The 23,935-nt window shown below is 72.5% G+C and carries 13 protein-coding genes, 1 tRNA gene and 1 rRNA gene; 3 read left to right on the top strand and 12 right to left on the bottom strand.

Annotated elements, in window-relative coordinates; genetic code table 11:
• Nucleotides 1-17 precede the first annotated feature (17 nt).
• Together AB0398_RS26195 and AB0398_RS26190 are read left to right on the top strand one after the other, a co-directional pair.
• A complete protein-coding gene (locus AB0398_RS26195) occupies nucleotides 18-4,667 on the top strand; it encodes a DEAD/DEAH box helicase (RefSeq protein ID WP_366378074.1) in 4,650 nt (1,549 codons plus the stop codon).
• Between the two features lie 155 nt (nucleotides 4,668-4,822).
• The gene (locus tag AB0398_RS26190) at nucleotides 4,823-5,638 is read left to right on the top strand and encodes a DNA-formamidopyrimidine glycosylase family protein (RefSeq protein ID WP_366378073.1); all 816 of its coding nucleotides are present in this window, start codon (nucleotides 4,823-4,825) and stop codon (nucleotides 5,636-5,638) included.
• Between the two features lie 141 nt (nucleotides 5,639-5,779).
• Here the strand turns inward: AB0398_RS26190 and AB0398_RS26185 are convergent, their stop codons facing one another.
• The 10 genes from AB0398_RS26185 to AB0398_RS26140 all read right to left on the bottom strand — a co-directional run bounded on the left by AB0398_RS26185 (nucleotide 5,780) and on the right by AB0398_RS26140 (nucleotide 20,750).
• A complete protein-coding gene (locus tag AB0398_RS26185; protein WP_366378072.1) occupies nucleotides 5,780-6,049 on the bottom strand; it encodes a hypothetical protein in 270 nt (89 codons plus the stop codon).
• Between the two features lie 106 nt (nucleotides 6,050-6,155).
• Nucleotides 6,156-6,626 (bottom strand): DNA starvation/stationary phase protection protein, encoded by a 471-nt coding sequence (locus AB0398_RS26180; RefSeq protein WP_366378071.1) that lies wholly within the window; start codon nucleotides 6,624-6,626, stop codon nucleotides 6,156-6,158.
• Between the two features lie 155 nt (nucleotides 6,627-6,781).
• Complete coding sequence (locus AB0398_RS26175) at nucleotides 6,782-7,165, bottom strand: helix-turn-helix transcriptional regulator (RefSeq protein WP_366378070.1); 384 nt, start codon at nucleotides 7,163-7,165, stop codon at nucleotides 6,782-6,784.
• Between the two features lie 94 nt (nucleotides 7,166-7,259).
• Nucleotides 7,260-7,925: a CinA family protein gene (locus AB0398_RS26170; RefSeq protein WP_366378069.1), complete on the bottom strand. Its 666-nt coding sequence runs from the start codon at nucleotides 7,923-7,925 to the stop codon at nucleotides 7,260-7,262.
• Nucleotides 7,922-8,599 (bottom strand): CDP-diacylglycerol--glycerol-3-phosphate 3-phosphatidyltransferase, encoded by a 678-nt coding sequence (pgsA, locus tag AB0398_RS26165; RefSeq protein WP_366378068.1) that lies wholly within the window; start codon nucleotides 8,597-8,599, stop codon nucleotides 7,922-7,924. The genes AB0398_RS26170 and pgsA overlap by 4 nt, the downstream gene beginning before the upstream one ends.
• A complete protein-coding gene (gene rimO, locus AB0398_RS26160; RefSeq protein ID WP_366378067.1) occupies nucleotides 8,596-10,089 on the bottom strand; it encodes a 30S ribosomal protein S12 methylthiotransferase RimO in 1,494 nt (497 codons plus the stop codon). Before rimO ends, pgsA begins: the two co-directional genes overlap by 4 nt.
• Before the next feature lie 91 nt (nucleotides 10,090-10,180).
• Complete coding sequence (locus AB0398_RS26155; protein WP_366378066.1) at nucleotides 10,181-11,008, bottom strand: RodZ domain-containing protein; 828 nt, start codon at nucleotides 11,006-11,008, stop codon at nucleotides 10,181-10,183.
• A 284-nt stretch (nucleotides 11,009-11,292) separates the two neighbouring features.
• Nucleotides 11,293-14,100, bottom strand: coding sequence for a DNA translocase FtsK (locus AB0398_RS26150; protein ID WP_366378065.1), 2,808 nt, complete (start codon nucleotides 14,098-14,100; stop codon nucleotides 11,293-11,295).
• A gap of 137 nt (nucleotides 14,101-14,237) precedes the next feature.
• Entirely contained in the window at nucleotides 14,238-14,912 is a 675-nt protein-coding gene (locus AB0398_RS26145; protein WP_366378064.1) for a response regulator, read from the bottom strand.
• A 357-nt stretch (nucleotides 14,913-15,269) separates the two neighbouring features.
• Complete coding sequence (locus tag AB0398_RS26140) at nucleotides 15,270-20,750, bottom strand: HAMP domain-containing protein (protein ID WP_366378063.1); 5,481 nt, start codon at nucleotides 20,748-20,750, stop codon at nucleotides 15,270-15,272.
• A 267-nt stretch (nucleotides 20,751-21,017) separates the two neighbouring features.
• Between AB0398_RS26140 and AB0398_RS26135 the strand changes: the two genes are divergently transcribed.
• The gene (locus AB0398_RS26135; protein WP_366378062.1) at nucleotides 21,018-23,663 is read left to right on the top strand and encodes a SpoIIE family protein phosphatase; all 2,646 of its coding nucleotides are present in this window, start codon (nucleotides 21,018-21,020) and stop codon (nucleotides 23,661-23,663) included.
• A gap of 101 nt (nucleotides 23,664-23,764) precedes the next feature.
• Here the strand turns inward: AB0398_RS26135 and AB0398_RS26130 are convergent.
• Both AB0398_RS26130 and rrf read right to left on the bottom strand, forming a co-directional pair.
• Nucleotides 23,765-23,837 (bottom strand) — tRNA-Thr (locus AB0398_RS26130).
• 4 nt (nucleotides 23,838-23,841) lie between these two features.
• Nucleotides 23,842-23,935: ribosomal RNA gene (rrf, locus tag AB0398_RS26125) — 5S ribosomal RNA — on the bottom strand; the annotation flags it as partial.

Below are 23,935 nucleotides of genomic sequence, written 5' to 3'. Positions count from 1 at the left end.
GGTGCACGATGGGGGGCATGGTCAGGTCCGCGCTCGACTCGTTCTCCCCCGCGACCCGTGGTTGGTTCACCGGGGCCTTCACCGCGCCCACGGCGGCGCAGGAGGGCGCCTGGAGCGCCATCGGGGCGGGCTCCGACGTGCTGGTCGTCGCCCCGACCGGTTCGGGCAAGACGCTGGCGGCCTTCCTCGCCTCCCTGGACCGGCTGGCCTCCTCGCCCCCGCCCGCCGAGCCGGGGAAGCGCTGCCGCGTGCTGTACGTGTCCCCGCTGAAGGCGCTCGCGGTGGACGTCGAGCGGAACCTGCGCTCCCCGCTGACCGGCATCCGCCAGGAGTCGGTGCGGCTCGGGCAGCCCGAGCCGGACATCCGGGTCGGGATCCGCTCCGGCGACACCCCGGCCGCCGAGCGCCGGACGCTCGCGACGAAGCCGCCGGACATCCTGATCACCACCCCCGAGTCGCTGTTCCTGATGCTGACCTCCGCCGCCCGCGAGGCCCTCACGGGCGTGGAGACGGTCATCCTGGACGAGGTCCACGCGGTCGCGGGCACGAAGCGGGGCGCGCACCTGGCGCTCTCCCTGGAGCGGCTCGACGAGCTGCTGCCGAGGCCCGCGCGCCGGATCGGCCTCTCCGCCACGGTCCGGCCGGTCGACGAGGTGGCCCGCTATCTGTCGCCAAAGCGCGCCGTGGAGATCGTGCAGCCGCCGTCGGGCAAGGAGTTCGACCTCTCCGTCGTCGTCCCCGTCGAGGACATGGGCGAGCTGGGCGGCTCCCCGGCCTCCGAGGGCAAGGAGGGCGGCGACAGGCCGTCGATCTGGCCGCACGTCGAGGAGCGGATCGCCGACCTCGTGCAGTCCCACCGCTCCACGATCGTCTTCGCCAACTCCCGGCGCCTGGCCGAGCGCCTGTGCAACCGGCTCAACGAGATCGCGTACGAGCGGGCGACCGGCGAGCCCCTGCCCGAGGGCGCTCCCCCGGCCGAGATCATGGCCCAGTCGGGGGCGGCGCACGGCGCCCCGCCGCTGCTCGCCCGGGCCCACCACGGCTCGGTGTCGAAGGAGCAGCGCGCCCAGGTCGAGGAGGACCTGAAGGCGGGCCGGCTGCCCGCCGTGGTGGCCACCTCCAGCCTGGAGCTGGGCATCGACATGGGCGCGGTGGACCTGGTCGTGCAGGTCGAGTCGCCGCCCTCGGTGGCCTCCGGGCTCCAGCGGGTGGGCCGCGCGGGCCACCAGGTCGGCGCGGTGTCGACGGGCGTGGTCTTCCCCAAGTACCGGGGCGACCTGGTGCAGGCGGCCGTGGTCACCGAGCGGATGCGGTCGGGGGCCATCGAGTCCCTGCGGATCCCCGCCAACCCGCTGGACGTGCTCGCGCAGCAGCTGGTCGCGATGGTCGCGCTCGACACCTGGCAGGTGGACGACCTGCTCGCGGTGGTGCGCCGGGCGGCGCCGTTCGCCTCGCTGCCCGAGTCGGCGTTCACGGGCGTCCTCGACATGCTGGCGGGCCGGTATCCCTCGGACGCCTTCGCCGAGCTGCGCCCGCGCGTGGTCTGGGACCGGGTGGCCGGGACGGTCACGGGCCGGCCGGGCGCGCAGCGGCTCGCCGTCACCTCGGGCGGCACGATCCCCGACCGGGGCCTGTTCGGCGTGTTCCTGGCGGGCTCGGACCCCAAGAAGGGCGGGGGCCGGGTCGGGGAGCTCGACGAGGAGATGGTGTACGAGTCGCGGGTGGGCGACGTGTTCACGCTCGGCACCACCTCGTGGCGGATCGAGGACATCACCCGGGACCGGGTCCTCGTCACCCCCGCGCCCGGCGCGCCGGGCCGACTGCCGTTCTGGAAGGGCGACCAGCTGGGCCGCCCGCTCGAACTGGGCCGGGCGGTGGGCGCGTTCCTCCGCGAGGTCGGCGCCCTCAAGGCGGAGGACGCGCGGCTGCGGCTGCTCGCCGCCGGGCTCGACGCGTGGGCCGCCGAGAACGTCCTCGCGTACCTCGGGGAGCAGCGCGAGGCCTGCGGCCACGTGCCGGACGACCGGACGATCCTGGTCGAGCGCTTCCGGGACGAGCTCGGGGACTGGCGGGTCGTCATCCACTCCCCGTTCGGGGCGCAGGTGCACGCCCCGTGGGCACTGGCGCTCGGCGCCCGGCTCGCCGAGCGGTACGGCATGGACGCGCAGGTGATGCACGCGGACGACGGCATCGTGCTGCGCCTGCCGGACGCCGACCTGATGGGCCTGGACATGGGCCTGGACCTCCTCGACCACGAGCCGGTCGACCCGGACCGTCACGCGGACACCGCGTACGACGCGGACAAGGCACCCGTCGGCGCGGCCGACGCCCTCTTCGACAAGGGCGAGATCGGGCAGATCGTCACCGACCAGGTGGGCGGCTCCGCGCTGTTCGCCTCCCGCTTCCGCGAGTGCGCCGCCCGCGCCCTGCTGCTCCCGAAGCGGAACCCGGGCAAGCGCACCCCGCTGTGGCAGCAGCGGCAGCGCGCGGCCCAGCTCCTCCAGGTGGCGAGCGAGTTCGGCTCGTTCCCCATCGTCCTGGAGGCCGTCCGCGAGTGCCTCCAGGACGTCTTCGACCTGCCCGGTCTGACGGAGCTGATGGGCGACATCGAGGCCCGCCGGGTCCGCCTCGTCGAGGTCACCACCCCCGAGCCGTCCCCCTTCGCCCGCTCGCTGCTCTTCGGCTACGTGGCGCAGTTCCTGTACGAGGGCGACTCGCCGCTCGCGGAGCGGCGGGCCGCCGCGCTCTCCCTGGACTCCCGGCTGCTCGCGGAGCTGCTCGGCCAGGCGGAGCTGCGCGAGCTGCTCGACGCCGACGTCCTGACGGAGCTGGAGCGGGAGCTCCAGTGGCTGACGGAGGACCGGCGGATCAAGGACGTGGAGGGCGTCGCCGACCTGTTGCGGGTCCTGGGTCCGCTCACCGACGCCGAGCTGACCGAGCGCGGTGCCGAGGCCGGCTGGGCGGGCGAGCTGGAGGCGGCACGGCGTGCGATCCGGGTGCGGATCGGGGGCCGGGGGCACTGGGCGGCGATCGAGGACGCGGGCCGGCTCAGGGACGCCCTGGGCACGGCCCTGCCGGTCGGCGTCCCCGAGGCCTTCACCGAGCCGGTCAAGGACCCGCTGGGCGACCTCCTCTCCCGGTACGCGCGCACGCACGGCCCGTTCACCTCCTCCCGGGCCGGTGAGCGCTTCGGCCTGGGCACGGCCGTCACCGACGGCGCCCTCCAGCGGCTCGCGGCGTCCGGCCGGGTCGTCCAGGGCGAGTTCCACCCCTCCGGCATCGGCCAGGAGTGGTGCGACGCCACCGTCCTGCGCCGGCTGCGGCGGCGCTCCCTCGCGGCCCTGCGCCACGAGCTGGAGCCGGTGCCCCCGGCGGCCCTCGCCACCTTCCTGCCGCAGTGGCAGCACCTGGGGAGCAACAGCCTGCGCGGCATCGACGGCCTGGCTCGGGCCGTCGAGCAGCTCCAGGGCGCGCCCGTCCCGGCCTCCGCCCTGGAGAAGCTGGTCCTGCCGTCCCGGGTCCGGGACTACTCCCCGGCGATGCTGGACGAGCTGACGACCACCGGCGAGGTGCTGTGGGCGGGCGCGGGCTCGCTGCCCGGCAAGGACGGCTGGGTCTCGCTCCACCTCGCGGACGCGGCCCCGCTGCTCCTGCCCCCGCCGCACCCGCTGGAGCTGTCCGCGCTGCACGAGTCGGTGCTCGCCGTCCTCTCCGGCGGGTACGGCCTGTTCTTCCGCCAGATCGCCGACCAGGTCCGGGCGACCACCCACCCGGACGCCACCGACCCGCAGCTCGCCGACGCCCTCTGGGACCTGGCCTGGTCGGGCCGGCTCACCAACGACACCCTCGCCCCGCTGCGGGCGCTGCTCGGCTCCGGCCGCACGGCCGGCTCCACCGCGCACCGCGCGCGCCGCACGGTCCCCCGCGGCCGGTACGGCACCCTGACCGCGTCCGCCCGGCCGGTGTCCCGCACGGGCCCGCCCACGGTCTCCGGCCGCTGGTCGCTGCTGCCGCCGCTCGAACCGGAGCCGACGCACCGGGCGCACGCCCTGGCCCGCACCCTGCTCGACCGGCACGGCGTGGTCACCCGGGGTGCGGTGGCCGCCGAGGGCGTGGAGGGCGGTTTCTCCGCCGTGTACCGGATCCTGGCCGCCTTCGAGGACAGCGGCCAGGCCCGCCGGGGCTACGTCGTGGAGGGTCTCGGCGCGGCCCAGTTCGCGATGGACGGCGCGGTGGACCGGCTGCGGGCCGCGGCGACCGCGCGCGACCGGGGCGTCGAGGCGGCGTCCGGTCCGCGCGCCCTCGTCCTGGCGGCGGCCGACCCGGCGAACGCGTACGGAGCCGCCCTGTCCTGGCCCGAGCCGCCGAACGGCGCCGGGCACAAGCCGGGGCGCAAGGCGGGCGCGATGGTGGTCCTGGTCGACGGCGAGCTGACGCTCTACATGGAGCGCGGCGGCAAGACGCTCCTGTCCTGGCCCGCCGACCCGGACGACCCGGCCCTGACGGCGGCGGCCGAGGCCCTGGCCGCGTCCGCCCGCGCGGGCGCCCTGGGCACGGTCACGGTGGAGCGGCTCAACGGCGTCCCGGCCCTGACCTCCCCGCTGGCCCGCCCCCTGGAGGCGGCGGGTTTCCTGGCCACCCCCAGAGGCCTGCGCCTGCGCGCCTAGGACCTGTCCGACCCCGATCCACCGGACGGGCCATAGCCGACGCCCGTCCGGGAAGAAGCACGAAAGGAAGCCGGAAGAAAGCAGAAAGAAAACCGGCCGCCCGGCGCCCACCGCCCCTGGCAGCGCGCCCGAAAGACCGTGAACCGAGGAGGACCGTGCCCGAAGGAGACACCGTCTGGCAGGTGGCCCGCCGTCTGCACGCCGCGCTCGCCGGGCGGGTGCTCACCCGTTCGGACCTGCGGGTGCCCCGGTTCGCCACCGCCGACCTCACCGGCCGCACGCTCCTCGACGTCACCCCGCGCGGCAAGCACCTGCTCACCCGGATCGAGGGCGGGCTCACCCTCCACTCCCATCTGCGGATGGACGGCGCCTGGCGGGTGTACGCCACCGGGGAGCGACCCCGCGGCGGGCCCGAGTACCAGATCCGGGCCGTCCTGGGGAACGCGGAGTCCACCGCGTACGGCTACCGGCTCCCGATCGTGGAGCTCCTCCGCACCGACGAGGAGTCGCAGGTCGTGGGCCACCTCGGGCCGGACCTGCTCGGCCCCGACTGGGATCCGGAGGAGGCCGTGCGCAGGCTGACGGCCGATCCGGCGAGGACGCTCGGGGAGGCCCTCCTCGACCAGCGCAACCTGGCCGGTATCGGCAACATCTACAAGTCGGAGCTGGCGTTCCTCGCCACCGTCACCCCCTGGCTCCCCGTGGGAGAGCTGGAGCCCAGCATCCCCGCCCGTCTGGTGGCGACCGCCCATCGTCTGCTCGACCTCAACAAGGACCACCCGGATCAACGGGTCACCACCGTGCGCCGCCCCGGCACCCCGCTCCACGTCTACGGCCGCGCGGGCCGCCCCTGTCTGCGCTGCGGCGCCCGGATCCGCAAGGCGGAACTCGGGGAGCGGGTCACGTACTGGTGCCCGGAATGCCAGCGGGGCCCGCACCGGCAGGAAGCCGGTACGAGCCCGTCGATCTGATCACCCGCTGATCACCCATCGGCCACAGCCCCACAACCGCGACCACACATCACAACCGCGGCCTCACATGACAACCGCGACCCCACGTGGCAATCGCGACCGCACGTCACAACTGCGGTCCCACGTCGTTCCACCGCTCCGTCACGCCGGACCGGAGCCGGCGCCCCACCGCCGGCGCCACGGCGCCCTGCCGATCCGCCGGACGAGCGCGCCCGGCCGTCCCGACCAGGCGGCCACGTGCACGGGCAGCAGGCTCAGGCCCCAGCCGCCCGCCGCCATCACTCCCTCGACCGGCCCGGTCTCGCCCGGGACGAGCAGCAGGCGCAGCACGGCCCACCACCAGAGCCCCCCGGCCACCAGCCCGACCGCGACCAGCGCGAGCGTTGCCGGCGGAAACCGTCGCCGTACCATGGCCGCCTCCTGCGGTCGACGCTAGACCGGCAGGATCACCCTGCGGGAGGGCGCACCGGGGCCCGCCCCGGCGCGCGCCGCACGTATCAGCACGCCCCAGCCCGCCTCAGACGCTCTCGGCCTGGAACATCCACGCGTGCTTCTCGAGCTCGCCCGTCAGGGAGATCAGGATGTCCTGGGTGACCGGGTCGGGGTCGCCGGTCGCGTCGATCCGCTCCCGCATCCGGGTGGTGACGGCACCGAGGGCGGCGACGAGGATCCTTACCGCTTCCTCGTCCTTGATCCAGCCCTCCGGCACGGTCGAGATCGCGCTCGAAGACGCGACGGTCGCCGCTCGCCCGTCCGGGTTGACGCCCAGGGCGGAGGCGCGCTCGGCCACGGTGTCGGAGTGCGTCCGGGCGGTGGTGACCACCTCGTCGAGCTGGAGGTGGACGGAACGGAAGCGCGGTCCGACGACGTTCCAGTGCACCTGCTTGGCCACCAGGGAGAGGTCCACCAGGTCGACGAGGGCGCCCTGGAGCGCGTCGCCGACGGTCTTGAGGTCGGTCTCGGACAGCGTGCTCTTCACGACAGACATGCGGAATCTCCAACCAGTCGAACGTTTCCCCACCATGGCACGCCTCACCAGAACCCGGCATCTCAAACAAACCCGCCCAAAGAAATGCCGGAAAGGACGAAGCCCCGGTCGGCGTCCCTCACGGGACACGGACCGGGGCTTCGCCCTCGTTTCGGTCAGGCGGCGACGACGTCGACCGCCTCCGCGGGCGCCTTGATGGTCACCCGCTCGGTGGACACACCCGCCACCGACGTCACCGACACCGAATTGAGCATCGGACGAACCGGTGCCGGCACCTGTTCGCTCGCTGCTGTCGACTCGGCCAGTTCGGCCAGCGACAGCTCGTCACTCACTTCGCGCATGAGCTCGGACATCCGTACGTCCAACGCGTCGCAGATCGCGGAGAGCAGCTCGGAGGAAGCCTCCTTCTGCCCCCGCTCCACCTCGGAGAGATAGCCGAGCGAGACTCGGGCGGACGAGGAGACTTCGCGCAGAGTACGGCCCTGGCGCTGGCGCTGCCGACGCAGCACGTCACCCAGCAGGCGACGGAGCAGGATCATCGGTGGCTCCCTCCTCGGACCGCGTAGCCGCATCCTTCACGCCCCACCGTACCGCCTCGCGCCGCGGCCGTGCGGGGAGCGATGTCGTGTTCACTCAGGGCTGCAAACATCCATTCCCCCCGTTCTGTTCCGTATCCTGTGCCCGCGCGTTTCCCGAGAGTTCCTCGCGGAGCAGTTCGAGCACGATCCGTACGCTCTCCCTACGGATTTCCCCACGATCGCCGTTCAACCTCAACGGGACCACTTTCCCCACCGGAAGCACTTCCGCGGACCTCGCCGAAGCCCCCTCCGCAGACCCTCCCGAAGACTCCCCCGCGGACCTCGCCGAAGACTCCTCCGAGGATCCTGCCGAAGCCCCCTCCGGAAATCCTGGAGCCCCCGTCCGGGCCGTCTCCCCTGCCGGGCCCGCGACCGCCACGTAGACCGTTCCGACCGGCTGCCCGTCCTGCGGTTCCGGGCCCGCGACCCCGGTCGTCGCGATGCCCCAGTCGGCGCCGAGCCGGGCCCGTACCCCGGCCGCCATCTGCGACGCGACCTCGGGATCGACCGCTCCGCGCTCCGCGAGCAGGGCCGCGTCGACGCCGAGGAGCTCGTGCTTGAGGGCGGTGGCGTAGGCGGTGACGGACCCCCGGAAGGAGGCGGACGCGCCGGGGACGCCGGTGAGCTCGGCGGCCACCAGGCCGCCCGTGAGCGACTCCGCGACGGCCAGTGTCTGGCCCCGCTCGGCGAGCAGCGCGAGCACCCCGGCGGCCTCGGTCATCGTGCCGCCGCCGCCGAGCGCTCGGCGGCGGCCCGCTCGGCGGCGAGGCCCCGGCGCCGCAGTACGACGGCCTGGCGCACGTAGTCGAGGCCGGTGAGGACCGTCAGCACGACGGCCACCGTCATCACCCAGAAGCGGAGGGTGGCCAGCGGCCCGGTGAGCATCAGCACGTACATGCCCACGGCCGTGCCCTGGGCCAGGGTCTTCATCTTGCCGCCCCGGCTGGCGGGGATGACCCCGTGCCGGATGACCCAGAACCGCATCAGGGTGATCCCCAGCTCCCGGGCCAGGATGACCGCGGTCACCCACCAGGGGAGGTCCCCGAGCGCGGACAGGGAGACCAGGCCGGCCGCCATGATCGCCTTGTCCGCGATCGGGTCGGCGATCTTCCCGAAGTCGGTGACCAGGTTGTACGTACGGGCGAGGTGCCCGTCGAAGACGTCCGTGATCATGGCCACCGCGAACGCCGCCCAGGCCCAGGCCCGCCACGCGGGATCGTGCCCGCCGTCCTGGAGCAGCAGCACCACGAAGGCCGGCACGAGCACCAGCCGGATCATGGTGAGAATGTTCGCGATGTTCCACAGGCTGGCCTGGTCGACGGCCGCCGCCCCCAGCTTGCCGCGGGGCGTCGGCCTACCGGTCCCGCCCGTCGCGGATGCCGGGACTCCGGTCATCTGCCCGCCTCCTCGAAAAGACACTCGGCCACCAGGTCGACGCCCTCCGTCCCGACGACCTTCGCCCTGACCATACGGCCCGGGGCCAGGTCGGGGTCCGTTCCGTCGGCGGTGACGAGGACCACCTGTCCGTCGGTCTCGGGGGCCTGGTGGGCGGCGCGGCCGATCCAGCCGTCCTCCTCGTCCAGGGTCTCGACGAGTACCTCCAGGGTCTCTCCGATCCGCTCCTCCGCGCGCTGCGCGGTGAGCTCCTCGGCGAGCCGGGAGAGGTGGGCGAGCCGCTTGTCGACGACCTCCTGGTCGAGCTTGTGCTCGTACGTGGCGGCCTCGGTGCCGTCCTCGTCGGAGTAGCCGAAGACGCCGATGGCGTCGAGGCGCGCGTGGGTGATGAAGCGTTCCAGCTCGGCGAAGTCCGCCTCGGTCTCGCCGGGGAAGCCGACGATGAAGTTGGAGCGGGCGCCGGCCGTGGGGGCCTTGGAGCGGATGGTCTCCAGGAGCTCCAGGAAGCGGTCGGTGTCGCCGAAGCGGCGCATGGACCGCAGCACGTCCGGGGCGCTGTGCTGGAAGGAGAGGTCGAAGTACGGGACGACCTTCTCGGTGGAGGTGAGGACGTCGATCAGACCGGGGCGCATCTCGGCGGGCTGGAGGTAGCTGACGCGGACGCGCTCGATGCCGTCCACGGCCGCCAGCTCGGGCAGCAGGCCCTCCAGGAGGCGGATGTCGCCGAGGTCCTTGCCGTAGGAGGTGTTGTTCTCGGAGACCAGCATGATCTCCTTCACGCCCTGCTCGGCGAGCCAGCGCGTCTCGTTCAGCACGTCCGAGGGACGGCGCGAGACGAAGGAGCCGCGGAAGGAGGGGATGGCGCAGAAGGTGCAGCGGCGGTCGCAGCCGGAGGCGAGCTTGACGGAGGCGACGGGGCTGGCGTCCAGGCGCCGGCGGAGCGGCGCGCGCGGACCGGAGGCGGGCGCGAGGCCCTCGGGCAGGTCGGCCGGGACGTCGGCGGGGGCCTCGGCTCCGTCGCCGTGTCCCGGCAGGGCCACGGCGGCCGCGGCCTCCTGGCGCTCCACGGGCGAGAGCGGCAGCAGCTTGCGCCGGTCGCGGGGGGTGTGGGCCTCGACGCTGCCACCGCTGAGGATGGTCTGGAGGCGGTTGGAGATGTCGGCGTAGTCGTCGAAGCCGAGGACGCCGTCGGCCTCCGGGAGGGCTTCGGCGAGCTCCTTGCCGTACCGCTCGGCCATGCAGCCGACGGCGACGACGGCCTGGGTCCGGCCGTGGTCCTTCAGGTCATTGGCTTCGAGCAGGGCGTCGACGGAGTCCTTCTTGGCGGCCTCGACGAATCCGCAGGTGTTGACGACGGCGACGTCCGCTTGCTCGGCGTTCTCGACGAGCTCCCAGCCGTCCGCTGCCAAGCGGCCTGCGAGCTCCTCCGAGTCCACCTCGTTACGGGCGCAGCCAAGAGTGACAAGGGCGACGGTACGGCGTTCGGGCATGGACTCAAGACTACTTCGTCCCGGCCGTTCCCCCGTCGCGCAGGGTTCACCCGCGCGACGGAGGTCACATCACGGCGGCGGCCGGACCGGCTCAGCCGGCCTGGGGGTCGCCCTTGGTGTACGTGAGCCGCTCGACCTGGCCGGATTCGAACTTGTCGGCGACCTTCTTGCCGTTGACGTAGAGCTCGACGGCACCGGCGTTGCCGAGGACCAGGTCGACGCGCTCGGCGTCCTGGAAGGTCTTGGACTCGCCCTCCAGGAGCAGCCCGTCGAAGAGGATCTTGCCGTCGTGGGCCTTGGCCGAGATCCAGCTCTTGCCGTCGGTGGCGGAGAGCTTGACCGTGACCTTGTCCTGCGGAACCGCGGCGATCGCGCTCTCGGTGGGCTTGGGCGCGACGGGCTTGACCGGCTTCGGCTTGGCGGCGGAGGTCGCCTGCTCCGGGGCGGGCGCCGGGCCGCCATCGGCCGCGGTGGTCCCCTTCGGGGCGTCGTTCTCGTCGAACATCGTGAAGCCGACGAACCCGACGACGGCGACGATGGCCGCGACCATCGCGGCGGTCCAGTTGGGCCGGCGCGGCTCGGGGCGGATGCGTTCCGCCTCGAACAGCGGGGCGGCGGGGGTGGGGGCGGGACGGCCGCCGTGGTCGGCGTCGAACTGCTCGATCAGCGGAGCCGGGTCGAGGCCGACGGCGCGCGCGAGGGTACGGATGTGGCCGCGGGCGTAGACGTCGCCGCCACAGCGCGAGTAGTCGTCCTCCTCGATCGCCTGCACGATCGGGATCCGGACACGGGTGGAGGCACTGACCTCTTCGACGGTGAGACCGGCGGCGATACGGGCCTGCTGGAGGACACGACCGATCGGTTCCCGGTCGTCTGCCGGGAAGATCCGGTCGTCTTCGGGGGAGTTGCCGATGGACACGAGAGCGCCTTTCGAGCGTGTAACCACCTGCTGGACGTTCAGTCTATGGGTGGTACGAAAGGGTGGGGCAACCGGGCGGGTGCTGTTTGTACGCCATGAGGCTGGGACATCCTTCTGTCCCTCCGTCCAACTTGACGTACGGCCAGGGGAAACGGTTGCTCACCCATTTCTTACGAGTGAGTCTCGACCGGATCTCGAACGGGTACCCCGTCTTCCGGCGCCCACACCCGGCCCCGTGCCGGAGCCCGCGCGCAGCCCGGATCCGGCCCCCGTCCGGTCCCCGCCTACTCCCCCGTCTCGCCCCGGATCACGGCGAGGACGCCGTCGAGTTCGTCGGGCTTGACGAGGACGTCGCGGGCCTTGGAGCCCTCGCTGGGGCCGACGATGTTGCGCGACTCCATCAGGTCCATCAGCCGTCCGGCCTTGGCGAAGCCGACGCGCAGCTTGCGCTGGAGCATCGAGGTGGAGCCGAACTGGGTGGAGACGACCAGCTCGGCGGCCTGGCACAGCAGGTCGAGGTCGTCGCCGATCTCCTCGTCGATCTCCTTCTTCTGCTTGGTGCCCACGGTGACGTCGTCCCGGAAGACGGGCGTCATCTGGTCCTTGCAGTGCTGCACGACGGCGGCGACCTCGTGCTCGGTGACGAAGGCGCCCTGCATGCGGACGGGCTTGTTGGCGCCCATCGGCAGGAACAGCCCGTCACCCTTGCCGATCAGCTTCTCGGCGCCGGGCTGGTCGAGGATGACCCGGCTGTCGGCGAGCGAGGAGGTGGCGAAGGCGAGCCGGGAGGGCACGTTCGCCTTGATCAGGCCGGTGACGACGTCCACGGACGGACGCTGGGTGGCGAGAACGAGGTGGATGCCGGCGGCGCGGGCCAACTGGGTGATGCGCACGATCGCGTCCTCGACGTCCCGGGGCGCGACCATCATCAGGTCGGCGAGCTCGTCGACGATCACCAGGAGGTACGGGTAGGGGTTGAGCTCGCGCTCGCTGCCCTCGGGGAGCTTGACCTTGCCGGCCCGGATGGCCTCGTTGAAGTCGTCGATGTGCCGGAAGCCGAAGGCCGCCAGGTCGTCGTAGCGCAGGTCCATCTCGCGCACCACCCACTGCAGGGCCTCGGCGGCCTTCTTGGGGTTGGTGATGATCGGGGTGATCAGGTGCGGGATGCCCTCGTAGGCGGTCAGCTCGACCCGCTTGGGGTCGACGAGCACCATCCGGACGTCCTCGGGGGTCGCCCTTATCATCACCGAGGTGATCAGGCAGTTGATGCACGAGGACTTGCCGGAGCCAGTGGCGCCGGCGACCAGGATGTGCGGCATCTTCGCCAGGTTGGCCATCACGTAGCCGCCCTCGACGTCCTTGCCGAGCGCGACCAGCATCGGATGGTCGTCCCCGGCCGCGTCCGCGAGCCGCAGCACGTCCCCGAGGTTGACCATCTCGCGGTCGCTGTTGGGGATCTCGATGCCGACCGCGGACTTGCCCGGGATCGGAGAGATGATCCGCACGTCCGGGGAGGCCACCGCGTAGGCGATGTTCTTGGCCAGGGCCGTGATCTTCTCCACCTTCACCGCGGGCCCGAGCTCGACCTCGTACCGCGTGACCGTCGGCCCCCGCGTGAAGCCGGTGACCGCCGCGTCGACCTTGAACTCGTCGAACACGTTGGAGAGCGAGGCCACCACCGCGTCGTTCGCCGCACTGCGCGTCTTGCCCGGCCCGCCGCGCTCAAGGAGATCCATCGACGGCAGCGCGTACGTGATGTCGCCGGACAGCTGGAGCTGCTCGGCCCGCGACGGCAGATCCGTCGGCTCGGGCGCGGGCTTGGTCAGATCGGGTACGCCTCCGCCGCGCGCGTCCTCGCCCCGGGCGGGCGGCACGGGCGCGGTCGCCTTCTCCGGGGCTCCGGCGGCGGAGGCGGCCACGGCGGCGTTCCGCTCGGCGGTGACGTCCTTGGTCAGGTCGGCGACGATCGGGGACGGGGGCATGCCGTTCAGGACCGCGCCGTCCAGCGCCGCGGCCGCCGCGGCGGCGACATCCACCGGATCGAGCCCGGCCTCGGAGCCGGTCCGCCGGGGACGGCGCGTCGAGCGGCCGCGCCGCTCCGGCATCTCCTCCTCGGCCCGGTCCACGTCGTACGGCTCCGCCGGACCGGGAGCGCGCCGGCGGACGGGCCGCGCGGGCCTCGGCTCCGCGTCCCGCCACTCCTCGTCGTACTCCCCGCGCGCGTACTCCTCGGCCTCCGCCGGGTCGTACCGCGGTTCCACGACGCCGAGCCTGACGCCGAGGGCGCGGAGGCGCTGCGGGATCGCGTTGACCGGGGTGGCGGTGACGACGAGCAGGCCGAAGACGGTGAGCAGCACCAGCATCGGTACGGCGAGGACCTCGCCCATCATGAAGACGAGGGGCTGGGAGGCGGCCCAGCCGATGAGGCCGCCCGCGTCCTGCACGGCGTCGGCGCCGTCGCCGCGGCCGGGCGAGCCGCACGCGATGTGCACCTGGCCCAGGACGCCGAGGGCGAGGGCGGAGAGGCCGATGACGATCCGGCCGTTGGCCTCGGGCCTCTCCGGATAGAGGATCAGGCGCACGCCCATCCCGCCGACGAGGAGCGGCACCAGGAGGTCGAGCCGTCCGAAGGCCCCGGTGACGAGCAGCTCGACGAGGTCGCCGACCGGGCCGCGCAGATTGGACCAGGTGCCCACGGCGACGATCAGCGCGAGGCCGAGGAGAAGCAGCGCGAGACCGTCCTTGCGGTGCACGGGGTCGAGTCCCTTGGCGCCGCGTCCTATGCCGCGGAAGACCGCCCCCACCGCGTGGGCGAGTCCGAGCCAGGCGCCGCGCACCAGCCGGTAGACGCCCCCGGTCGGGGACGGCGCGGGGCGGGCCGGGGCCTTCTTCGCCACGGGCTTCCGCGCGGGCGCGCGCTTGGCGGGCGCGGCCTTCTTGCCCGGAGCCCTCTTCGCCGGGACGTTCTTCGCGGGCGGTTTGGCGGGGGACTTCGCGGGGGCCGCCTTCTTCGCGGCACCCGCCGTACGGCCGGCGCGCGGCTTTGCGGTGCCCGCCGTGCCCTGGGTCTTGCCGGACGTACGTGAAGCCATGATGCCGAGGTTACCCGTGTGGGAACCGGCTGTCCGCCTCACCCGTTCGTGTCGTCCGCGCGGAGGCGCGATGCTGACGCCGCATCACGCCGAAGCGCCCCGGACCGCGATGGTCCGGGGCGCCTCCTGACGTCGTGTCAGCTCTGGCTGGGCAGGGTCGGCACGGTGCCGGCGCCCGGCTCCAGTGCGTCCAGGGCCCGCCGGAGGCCGGTGAGCTTGCGCTCCAGGTGCGCGGCGGTGGCGACGGCCGCCGCGTCGGCCGAGTCGTCGTCGAGCTGCTTCGACAGGGCCTCCGCCTGCTCCTCGACGGCCGCGAGGCGGGCCGAGAGCTCGGCGAGCAGACCGGCGGACTCCTTGCCGTGACCGCTCTCGCCGCCGCCCTCCAACTGGAGCCGGAGCAGGGCGGCCTGCTCACGCAGCTTGCAGTTCTTCATGTAGAGCTCGACGAAGACCGAGACCTTGGCGCGCAGCACCCACGGGTCGAAGGGCTTGGAGATGTAGTCGACCGCCCCCGCCGCGTACCCCCGGAAGGTGTGGTGGGGGCCGTGGTTGATGGCGGTGAGGAAGATGATCGGGATGTCCCGGGTCCGCTCGCGCCGCTTGATGTGGGCGGCGGTCTCGAAACCGTCCATGCCCGGCATCTGGACGTCGAGCAGGATGACCGCGAAGTCGTCCGTCAACAGCGCCTTGAGCGCTTCCTCCCCGGACGATGCCCGCACCAGCGTCTGATCGAGCGCGGAGAGAATGGCCTCCAGCGCCAGCAGATTCTCCGGCCGGTCATCGACCAGGAGGATCTTGGCCTTCTGCACCATGCCCCGTCCTCCTCGTCCCTGCGACGGCTCCGCCCGGTCCCCCGAACCGGGGGAGGCACCGAGCGCCGCCCCAGAAGACGACTCCCTAGCGCCGTCCGTCCTTGTGCCGGTCATCGTAGCCGCACCCCGCCCGTCGCCACACCCTGTCACCGCGATGTCACTGTGCACAGAGGAAAAACGCGGTGGGAGACCAGAAGGTTCCCCGTATCCCGACCTCTCACACGCCCGTGGCGACAGCCCGCCGGAGATCTTTCCGGGACGGGACCCGGGAGACCTTTCCGGAGCCCGGGGGATCCTTCCGGGACCCGCCGGCGGAGGCCCGGGGCCGCGCGGCGCTCCGCGCGGCCCCGGCCCGGGTCACTCGCCCCGCATCCACTGCTCCATGACGGACAGCAGGTGGTCGGGGTCGACCGGCTTGGTCACGTAGTCCGAGGCGCCCGACTCGATCGCCTTCTCCCGGTCGCCCTTCATCGCCTTCGCCGTCAGGGCGATGATCGGAAGACCGGCGAACTGCGGCATCCGGCGGATCGCGGTCGTCGTCGCGTACCCGTCCATCTCCGGCATCATGATGTCCATCAGGACGACCGCCGCGTCGTCGTGCTGCTCCAGGACCTCGATGCCCTCCCGCCCGTTCTCCGCGTACAGCACCGCGAGCCCGTGCTGCTCCAGGACGCTGGTGAGCGCGAAGACGTTGCGGATGTCGTCGTCGACGATGAGGACCTTCTCGCCGGAGAAGCCGAAGGTGCGGCGCGGCGCCGACTCCTGCTCCTCCCGCTCCGGCACGGGCTGCTGACCGGTCTGCTCCGGCACCGCGCCCCGCGACCCGGTCGCCTCCGCGGCCGCCTTCCGCCGGTGCCGGAACAGCGCCCCGGCCCCGGAACGCGCCTCCGTGCGTACGGGCGTCGGCGGGAAGTGCGGGAACGGGTGGACGGCCCCGGCCGCCCCCTCCTCCGCGCCCTGCTGCGGGTCCTCGCCGTCCTGCGCGCCCTGGCCGTGGCCCGGCGCGGGCAGTTCGGTCGGGTCCAGCGGCAGGTACAGGGTGAACGTCGAGCCGCGGCCCGGCTCGCTCGCGGCGAAGATCTCGCCGCCGAGCAGCCGCGCGATCTCCCGGCTGATCGAGAGCCCCAGGCCCGTGCCGCCGTACTTCCGGCTGGTCGTGCCGTCGGCCTGCTTGAAGGCCTCGAAGATGACCCGCATCTTGCTCGCCGCGATCCCGATCCCGGTGTCGGTGACCGAGAACGCGATCAGGTCGGCCTCCGGGTCGCGCAGCGAACCGGCCTCCAGGAGCTGCTCGCGGATCGACTGCGGCACGTCCGTGCCGGCCGGCCGGATCACCAGCTCCACCGCGCCCGTGTCGGTGAACTTCACCGCGTTGGACAGGAGGTTGCGCAGCACCTGGAGCAGGCGCTGCTCGTCGGTGTGGAGCGTGGCCGGCAGCTCCGGCGAGACCCGCACCGAGAAGTCGAGCCCCTTCTCCGCCGTGAGCGGCCGGAAGGTCGCCTCCACGTAGTCGACGAGCTGCACGAGCGCGATCCGGGTCGGCGAGACGTCCATCTTGCCCGCCTCGACCTTCGACAGGTCCAGGATGTCGTTGATCAGCTGGAGCAGGTCCGAACCGGCCCCGTGGATGGTCTCCGCGAACTCGACCTGCTTCGGCGTCAAGTTCGTCTCGGCGTTGTCCGCGAGCAACTTGGCCAGGATGAGCAGCGAGTTGAGCGGGGTGCGCAGCTCGTGCGACATGTTCGCCAGGAACTCGGACTTGTACCGCATGGAGACCGCGAGCTGTTCGGCCCGCTCCTCCAGGACCTGCCGGGCCTCCTCGATCTCGGTGTTCTTCACCTCGATGTCGCGGTTCTGCCGGGCGAGCAGCTCGGCCTTCTCCTCCAGCTCCAGGTTGGAGCCCTGGAGCTCCTTCTGCCGGTGCTCCAGCTCGGCCGAACGCTCCTTGAGCTGCGTGGTCAGCTCCTGCGACTGCTGGAGCAGCACCTCGGTCTTGGTGTTGACGCTGATCGTGTTGACGGTGGTGGCGATCAGCTCGGCGATCTGGTTGAGGAAGTCCCGCTGGATCTGGGTGAACGGCTGGAAGGAGGCCAGCTCGATCACGCCGAGGACCTTCCCCTCGAAGAGGACCGGGAGGACGATCACGTGCGCGGGCGAGGCCTCGCCGAGCCCGGAGGAGATCTTGAGGTAGCCGGGCGGCGCGTTGAGCTGGATGGTCCGCTTCTCCTCGGCCGCCGTCCCGATGAGGGTCTCGCCGGGCCGGAACGAGGTCGGCATGGAGCCGGGCGAGTACCCGTAACTGCCGCGCATCCGCAGCTCGTACGCCCCGTCGCCCTCGCCGACCAGTTCGGCGTCGCCGTGGGCGGACCCGGTCGGCATCGCCACGAAGAAGGCGCCGTGCTGGGCCGAGACGACCGGGGTCAGCTCGCTCATGATGAGCGAGGCGACGTCGTCGAGGTCCCGGCGGCCCTGCATGAGGCCGGAGATGCGGGCCAGGTTGCTCTTGAGCCAGTCCTGCTCGTCGTTGGCGAGGGTGGTGTCGCGCAGGTTCGCGATCATCGTGTTGATGTTGTCCTGGAGCGCCTGGATCTCGCCGGCCGCGTCCACGCCGTCGATCTTGACGTTCAGGTCGCCGCGGGTCACCGCGGTGGCGACGGCGGCGATGGCCCGCACCTGCCGGGTGAGGTTCCCGGCCATCTCGTTCACGGAGTCGGTGAGGTCGCTCCAGGTGCCCTCCACGTCCCGGACCCGGGCCTGGCCGCCCAGCTGCCCGTCGGTGCCCACCTCGCGGGCCACCCGGGTGACCTCCTCGGCGAAGTTCGACAGCTGGTCGACCATCGTGTTGATGGTGTTCTTCAGCTCCTGGATCTCGCCGCGGGCGTCGATGTCGATCTTCTTGGTGAGGTCGCCCTTGGCGATGGCGGTGGTGACGGCGGCGATCTGCCGCACCTGACCGGTCAGGTTGTCGGCCATCGAGTTCACCGACTCGGTCAGGTCCTTCCAGGTGCCGGAGACCCCCGGCACCCGGGCCTGACCGCCCAGCTCGCCCTCCGTGCCCACCTCGCGCGCCACGCGCGTGACCTCGTCCGCGAACGACGACAGGGTCGTCACCATCGTGTTGACGGTCTCGGCGAGTTCGGCGACCTCGCCGCGCGCCTCGACCGTCACCTTCTTGGTCAGGTCGCCGTTGGCCACGGCCGCCGAGACCCGGGAGATGTTCCGCACCTGACTGGTCAGGTTGTTGGCCATCAGGTTGACGTTGTCGCTGAGGTCCTTCCAGGTGCCGGTGACCCCGCGCACGCGTGCCTGGCCGCCGAGGATGCCCTCCGTACCCACCTCGCGGGCCACGCGCGTGACCTCGTCCGCGAAGTTCGACAGCTGGTCGACCATCGTGTTGACGGTCGTCACCAGCTCCAGGATCTCGCCCCGGGCGTCGACCGTGATCTTCTTCGACAGGTCGCCCATGGCGACCGCGGTCGTGACCTCGGCGATGTTCCGCACCTGGATGGTGAGGTTGTTCGCCATGCCGTTCACCGACTGGGTGAGGTCCTTCCAGGTGCCCGAGACGCCCTGCACCTCGGCCTGGCCGCCGAGGATGCCCTCGGTGCCCACCTCGCGGGCCACCCGGGTCACCTGCTCGGCGAAGTTCGACAGCTGGTCCACCATCGTGTTGAGGGTGTTCTTCAGCTCCAGGATCTCGCCGCGCGCGTCCACGTCGATCTTCTGCGACAGGTCGCCGCGCGCGACCGCCGTGGCGACCTGGGCGATGTTGCGGACCTGGGTGGTGAGGTTGCCGGCCATGCCGTTCACCGAGTCGGTCAGGTCGCGCCACACGCCGGCCACGCCGGGGACCTGCGCCTGACCGCCCAGGCGCCCGTCGGTGCCCACCTCGCGGGCCACCCGGGTCACCTGGTCCGCGAACGCGGAGAGCTGGTCGACCATCGTGTTGATGGTGTTCTTCAGCTCCAGGATCTCGCCGCGCGCGTCCACGTCGATCTTCTGCGACAGGTCGCCGCGCGCCACGGCCGTCGTCACCTGCGCGATCTGCCGCACCTGGGAGGTCAGGTTGCCGGCCATGAAGTTCACCGAGTCGGTGAGCTCCCGCCAGCGCCCGGAGACGCCGTCCACACGCGCCTGGCCGCCGAGCCGGCCCTCGGTGCCCACGTCCCGGGCCATCCGGGTCACCTGGTCCGCGAAGGACGACAGCTGCGACACCATCGTGTTGACGGTGTTCTTCAGCTCCAGCATCTCCCCGGCCACGTCCACCGTGACCTTCTGCGACAGATCACCGTTGGCGACCGCCGTCGTCACCTGCGCGATGTCGCGCACCTGACCGGTCAGGTTGCGGAAGGCCGTGTTCACCGAGTCGGTGAGGTCCTTCCAGGTGCCCGCCGCGCCCGGCACCTCGGCCTGGCCGCCGAGCAGACCCTCGACGCCGACCTCCCGGGCCACCCGGGTCACCTCGGAACCGAAGGCGGAGAGCTGGTCCACCATCGTGTTGACGGTGTTCTTGAGCTCCAGCATCTCCCCGGCCACGTCCACCGTGACCTTCTGCGACAGATCACCGTTGGCCACGGCCGTCGTCACCTGCGCGATGTCGCGCACCTGCGTGGTGATGTTCCGGAAGACCGTGTTGACGGAGTCGGTGAGGTCCTTCCAGGTGCCCGCCGCGCCCGGCACCTGCGCCTGGCCGCCGAGCAGGCCCTGCGCGCCGACCTCGCCCGAGACGCGGGTCACCTCGTCGGCGAAGGTCCGCAGCGTCTCGGTCATCTGGTTGATCGTGTCCGCGAGCTGCGCGATCTCGCCGCGCGCCGAGACCCGGACCTTCTGCGACAGGTCGCCGTTGGCGACGGCGGTCGTCACCTCGGCGATCCCCCTCACCTGATTGGTGAGGTTGCCCGCCATCGTGTTGACGGAGTCGGTGAGGTCCTTCCACACGCCGGCGACCCCGGCCACCTCGGCCTGGCCGCCCAGCTCGCCCTCGGTGCCCACCTCGCGCGCGACCCGGGTCACCTCGGACGAGAACGACGACAGCTGGTCCACCATCCGGTTGACGGTGTTCTTCAGCTCCAGCATCTCGCCGGCCACGTTCGCCGTGACCTTCTGCGACAGGTCGCCGTCGGCGACCGCCGTCGTGACGAGAGCGATGTCACGCACCTGGGCCGTCAGCCGGTTCGCCATGGTGTTGACCGAGTCCGTGAGGTCCTTCCACGAACCGGACACCCCGCGCACCTGCGCCTGACCGCCCAGCTTGCCCTCGGTGCCCACCTCGACGGCGACCCTGGTCACCTCGGAGGCGAACACCGACAGCTGGTCGACCAGGTTGTTGGCGGTACGGGCGACCTTCAGGAACTCGCCCCGCAGCGGCCGGACCGCCCCGTCGGCGCCCTCCGACCGCAGGTCCATCCGCTGCTCCAGGTCGCCCTCGGCCACCGCCGAGAGCACCCGTCCCACCTCGGAGACCGGCCGGGCCAGGTCGTCGACGAGCGCGTTCGCGGCCTCGATCGCCGCCGCCCAGGCCCCCTCGCTGGCCCCGGACTCCAGGCGCTCGGACAGCTTGCCCTCGCGCCCGACGACCCGCCGGACCCGCGACAGCTCCCCGGTCACGTGCAGCTGCCGGTCCGCGACCTCGTTGAACACGGCGGAGATCTCCGCCATGACCCCGTCGCCGGACACCGTGAGCCGCCTGCGGAAGTTCCCGTCCCGCATGGACACCAGCGCGGAGAGCAACCGCTCCAGCGCCGCCGCGTCCACCTGGACCGTCCCCCCACGGGAACGCCCGCCCCTCGTGCGCGTACCGCTGCCTCCGCCGCGTCGCGCCGCCGTGCCAGACTCCACCGTGTCCCTCCCGAAAGGGGTCGACCGTACTGCTCCGGCTCTGCCGGTAGCCTGCCCAGTGTTTCACCGTGACCGAAGCAGGCGATAACACTTCGGCAGCTTCGACGGCGTCCCTACCCCCGAGGGACGGAATCAGCGGTGACCGGCATCCGCTCGGACAGCGAAGGTAAGTAACCTGGCATCCGGCTGTCCAGCCGCCCCGGTCCGCCCGGCGGGGACGGTGTGGTGCGCGCACGACCACCGGGCAGTGGGAAGGACAGACCGAGCATGGCAGAGCCGGGCGTCGAGACCCGTACGAGGAGTGCTGTGATCACCGCGCGGGCGACTGCCAGCTTCGAGCCCGTCGGGCGGTCCGTCGCGGCCGCACGGGCCTTCGTACGGGACACCCTCCAGGGGTGGGGACACCCCGAACTGGTGGACGACGCCGTCGTCCTCACCAGCGAGCTCGTCACCAACGCCGTCGTGCACGCCGGCACCGCCGCCGACGTGCTCTGCCTGCGCTCCGACGACAGCATCCGGGTCGAGGTCTCCGACCGCTACCCCGAGCGCGAGATCCCGGTCCAGAGCGGCCGCACCCTCGTCGCCCCCGACCGCGAGAACGGTCGCGGCCTGCTGCTCTGCGCCGCCCTCGCCCACCGCTGGGGCGTCGACTACTCCCCCACGCGCAAGCACGTCTGGTTCCACCTCGACCTCCCCCAGCGCCCCGTCGGCACCCGCTCGGCCGGTCCGGTCCTGCCCGACGCCCTCCTCCCGGTCGCCGACAGCCGCGTCCGCGTCGCCGTCGCCCAGATCGACCGGAACGGCGCGATCACCGCCTGGAACGAGCACGCCGAGGAACTCTTCGGGTACGGCTCCGAGCAGGTCACCGGCAAGCCCCTGGGCGACCTCGCCGCCTGGCCCCACACCCCCGGCATCGGCACCGGCCTCGCCGAGGCCCTGCGCCTCTCCCGCTGGGAGGGCAGCTACGGCATCCGCTGCGCCGACGGCCGGGTCGTCCCCGTCTACGCCTCGCACCTCCGGGTCCGCGACTCCCAGGGCGAGCCCTCCACGGTCTGCCTCCTGGTCCGCGAGCACGAGCGGGCGGTCCTGCAGACCCCGCAGCGCCCCGCGGCCGAGCCGGGCGCCGAGAACCGCGCCACCGACCCCTTCGAGGTCTTCATCGGCTCCCCGGCCCCCGACGACCTCGACGGCCTGCTCCAGCGCACGGTCGAGCGCGCCCGCGACATGCTCGACGGCGACGCCGCCTTCCTCCTCCTCGCCACGGACGACGAGACGGAGCTGGAGGTACGGGCCACCACCGGCCTCCCGGCCGCCCGCCAGCGCTTCGCGCGCGTACCGGTCGAAACCGGCGCCAGCCGGTACGGCTCCGCCCGGATGCCCGCCGTCCACGAGGACCTGGCCGCCGTCCCCGGAGCCGTCCCGCTCCTGGAGGACACCGGCATGCGCTCGGTGGTCACCGTCCCCCTCAAGGTCGAGGGCCGCCTCACCGGCTCCCTGGGCGTGGCCGCCGAGGCCGCGAACCGCTACTCGAACGAGGAGGCCCTCCGCCTCCAGTTCGCCGCCGACCGCATCGCCCTGGCCGTGGAGTCCGCCCGCCTCGGCGAGCTGGAGCGCCTGCGCCGCGGCTCCCTCAGCTTCCTCGTCGAGGCCTCCGACCTCCTGGCCGGCACCCTCGACCGCGACCAGACCCTGGCCCTGATGGCCCAGATGACGGTCCCCACCCTCGCGACCTGGTGCGCGGTCTACACGATCGCCGACCAGGCCTCCGACCCGTACCTCTCGTATGTGCTCCACGAGGACGAGGACCGCATCGACGGCCTCAAGGAGCTGCTCTCCTCGATCGCGCCGCCCGACCCGGTGCCGACGCCCGGCGCCCGGGTCTGGACCGCGCCGGGCGACGCCGCCCACCGGGCCGCGCTCAACGCCTCGGTCCACGCCCTCGACCACCCGTCGAGCCCGCTCTCGCCGGGCATCGACACCACGCTGGCCACGGCGAGCGCGGTCGCCGGCGAGACGGTCGTCCTGCCCCTGGTGGCCCGCAACCGGGTCATCGGCATGCTGACGCTCGGCAGGCCCTCCGAGGACCACTTCCGCCAGGAGATCCTGGAGCTCGCCGAGGACCTGTCCCGCCGGGCCGCCCTGGCCCTGGACAACGCCCGCCTCTACTCGGAGCGCGTGGCGATCAGCCAGTCCCTCCAGCGCAGCCTCCTGCCGCCCGGCCTCCCCGAGATCCCGGGCGTCGAGGTCGACGTCATCTACCGCGCGGCCGGCGAGGGCAACGAGGTCGGCGGCGACTTCTACGACCTCTTCCCGATCAGCGACGGCGCGTACGGGTTCGCCATCGGCGACGTCTGCGGTACGGGACCGGAGGCGGCCGCCGTCACCGGCCTGGCCCGCCACGCCCTGCGCCTCCTGGCCCGCGAGGGCCTCGGCGGCCCGGCCGTCCTGGAGCGCCTGAACGCGGCGATCCTCGACGAGGGCGCCCGCAGCCGCTTCCTCACCCTCCTCTACGGCGAGATGCGCCCGCAGGAGGACGGCTCCGCGATCCTCAAGGTCGTCTGCGCCGGCCATCCGCTGCCCCTGCGCCTCAGCCCGGACGGCACGGTCCGCCCCGCGGCCGAACCGCAGCCGCTCCTGGGTGTCATGGACGACCTGGAGCTGTACGAGGAGACGGTCACGCTCGACCCGGGCGACGTCCTCCTGTGCGTCACGGACGGCGTGACGGAGCGCCGCGAGGGCTCCCGCATGCTGGGCGACGACGGCCTCGCCGACGTCCTCAAGACCTGTACGGGCCTGACGGCCGGCGCGGTCGCGGCCCGCGTCCTGCGCGCGGTCGAACGCTTCGCCCAGGCCCCGGCCTCCGACGACATGGCCATCCTCGCGATGCGCCTCCGCGAGCCGGACGACCGCTGACGGCACGGCGCCTTCCCGTGAGGGAAGGCGCCTTTTCGCATGCCCCTCTCCCGGGGAACGCAAAAAGGCCCCCGCCATGAGGCGGGGGCCTTTTTCTTCGGAGCCCTTTAACGGAATCGAACCGTTGACCTTCTCCTTACCATGGAGACGCTCTACCGACTGAGCTAAAAGGGCAGGTGTTCGGCGGTGTCCTACTCTCCCACAGGGTCCCCCCTGCAGTACCATCGGCGCTGAAAGGCTTAGCTTCCGGGTTCGGAATGTAACCGGGCGTT

This window comes from Streptomyces sp. NPDC086147, from assembly GCF_040702165.1.
In the GTDB taxonomy this organism is placed as follows: domain Bacteria; phylum Actinomycetota; class Actinomycetes; order Streptomycetales; family Streptomycetaceae; genus Streptomyces.
Note: the sequence above shows the minus strand (reverse complement) of the source record. Positions and strands in the feature narration are given on the sequence as shown.

What these genes read in the sequence shown, in the direction of transcription:
- AB0398_RS26195 (WP_366378074.1), top strand. Translation starts at nt 18, where the DNA reads ATGGTCAGGTCCGCGCTCGACTCGTTCTCCCCCGCGACCCGTGGTTGG.
- AB0398_RS26185 (WP_366378072.1), bottom strand. Translation starts at nt 6,049, where the DNA reads ATGGTACGGCGACGGTTTCCGCCGGCAACGCTCGCGCTGGTCGCGGTC.
- AB0398_RS26180 (WP_366378071.1), bottom strand. Translation starts at nt 6,626, where the DNA reads ATGTCTGTCGTGAAGAGCACGCTGTCCGAGACCGACCTCAAGACCGTC.
- AB0398_RS26175 (WP_366378070.1), bottom strand. Translation starts at nt 7,165, where the DNA reads ATGATCCTGCTCCGTCGCCTGCTGGGTGACGTGCTGCGTCGGCAGCGC.
- AB0398_RS26170 (WP_366378069.1), bottom strand. Translation starts at nt 7,925, where the DNA reads ATGACCGAGGCCGCCGGGGTGCTCGCGCTGCTCGCCGAGCGGGGCCAG.
- pgsA (WP_366378068.1), bottom strand. Translation starts at nt 8,599, where the DNA reads ATGACCGGAGTCCCGGCATCCGCGACGGGCGGGACCGGTAGGCCGACG.
- rimO (WP_366378067.1), bottom strand. Translation starts at nt 10,089, where the DNA reads ATGCCCGAACGCCGTACCGTCGCCCTTGTCACTCTTGGCTGCGCCCGT.
- AB0398_RS26150 (WP_366378065.1), bottom strand. Translation starts at nt 14,100, where the DNA reads ATGGCTTCACGTACGTCCGGCAAGACCCAGGGCACGGCGGGCACCGCA.
- AB0398_RS26145 (WP_366378064.1), bottom strand. Translation starts at nt 14,912, where the DNA reads ATGGTGCAGAAGGCCAAGATCCTCCTGGTCGATGACCGGCCGGAGAAT.
- AB0398_RS26135 (WP_366378062.1), top strand. Translation starts at nt 21,018, where the DNA reads ATGGCAGAGCCGGGCGTCGAGACCCGTACGAGGAGTGCTGTGATCACC.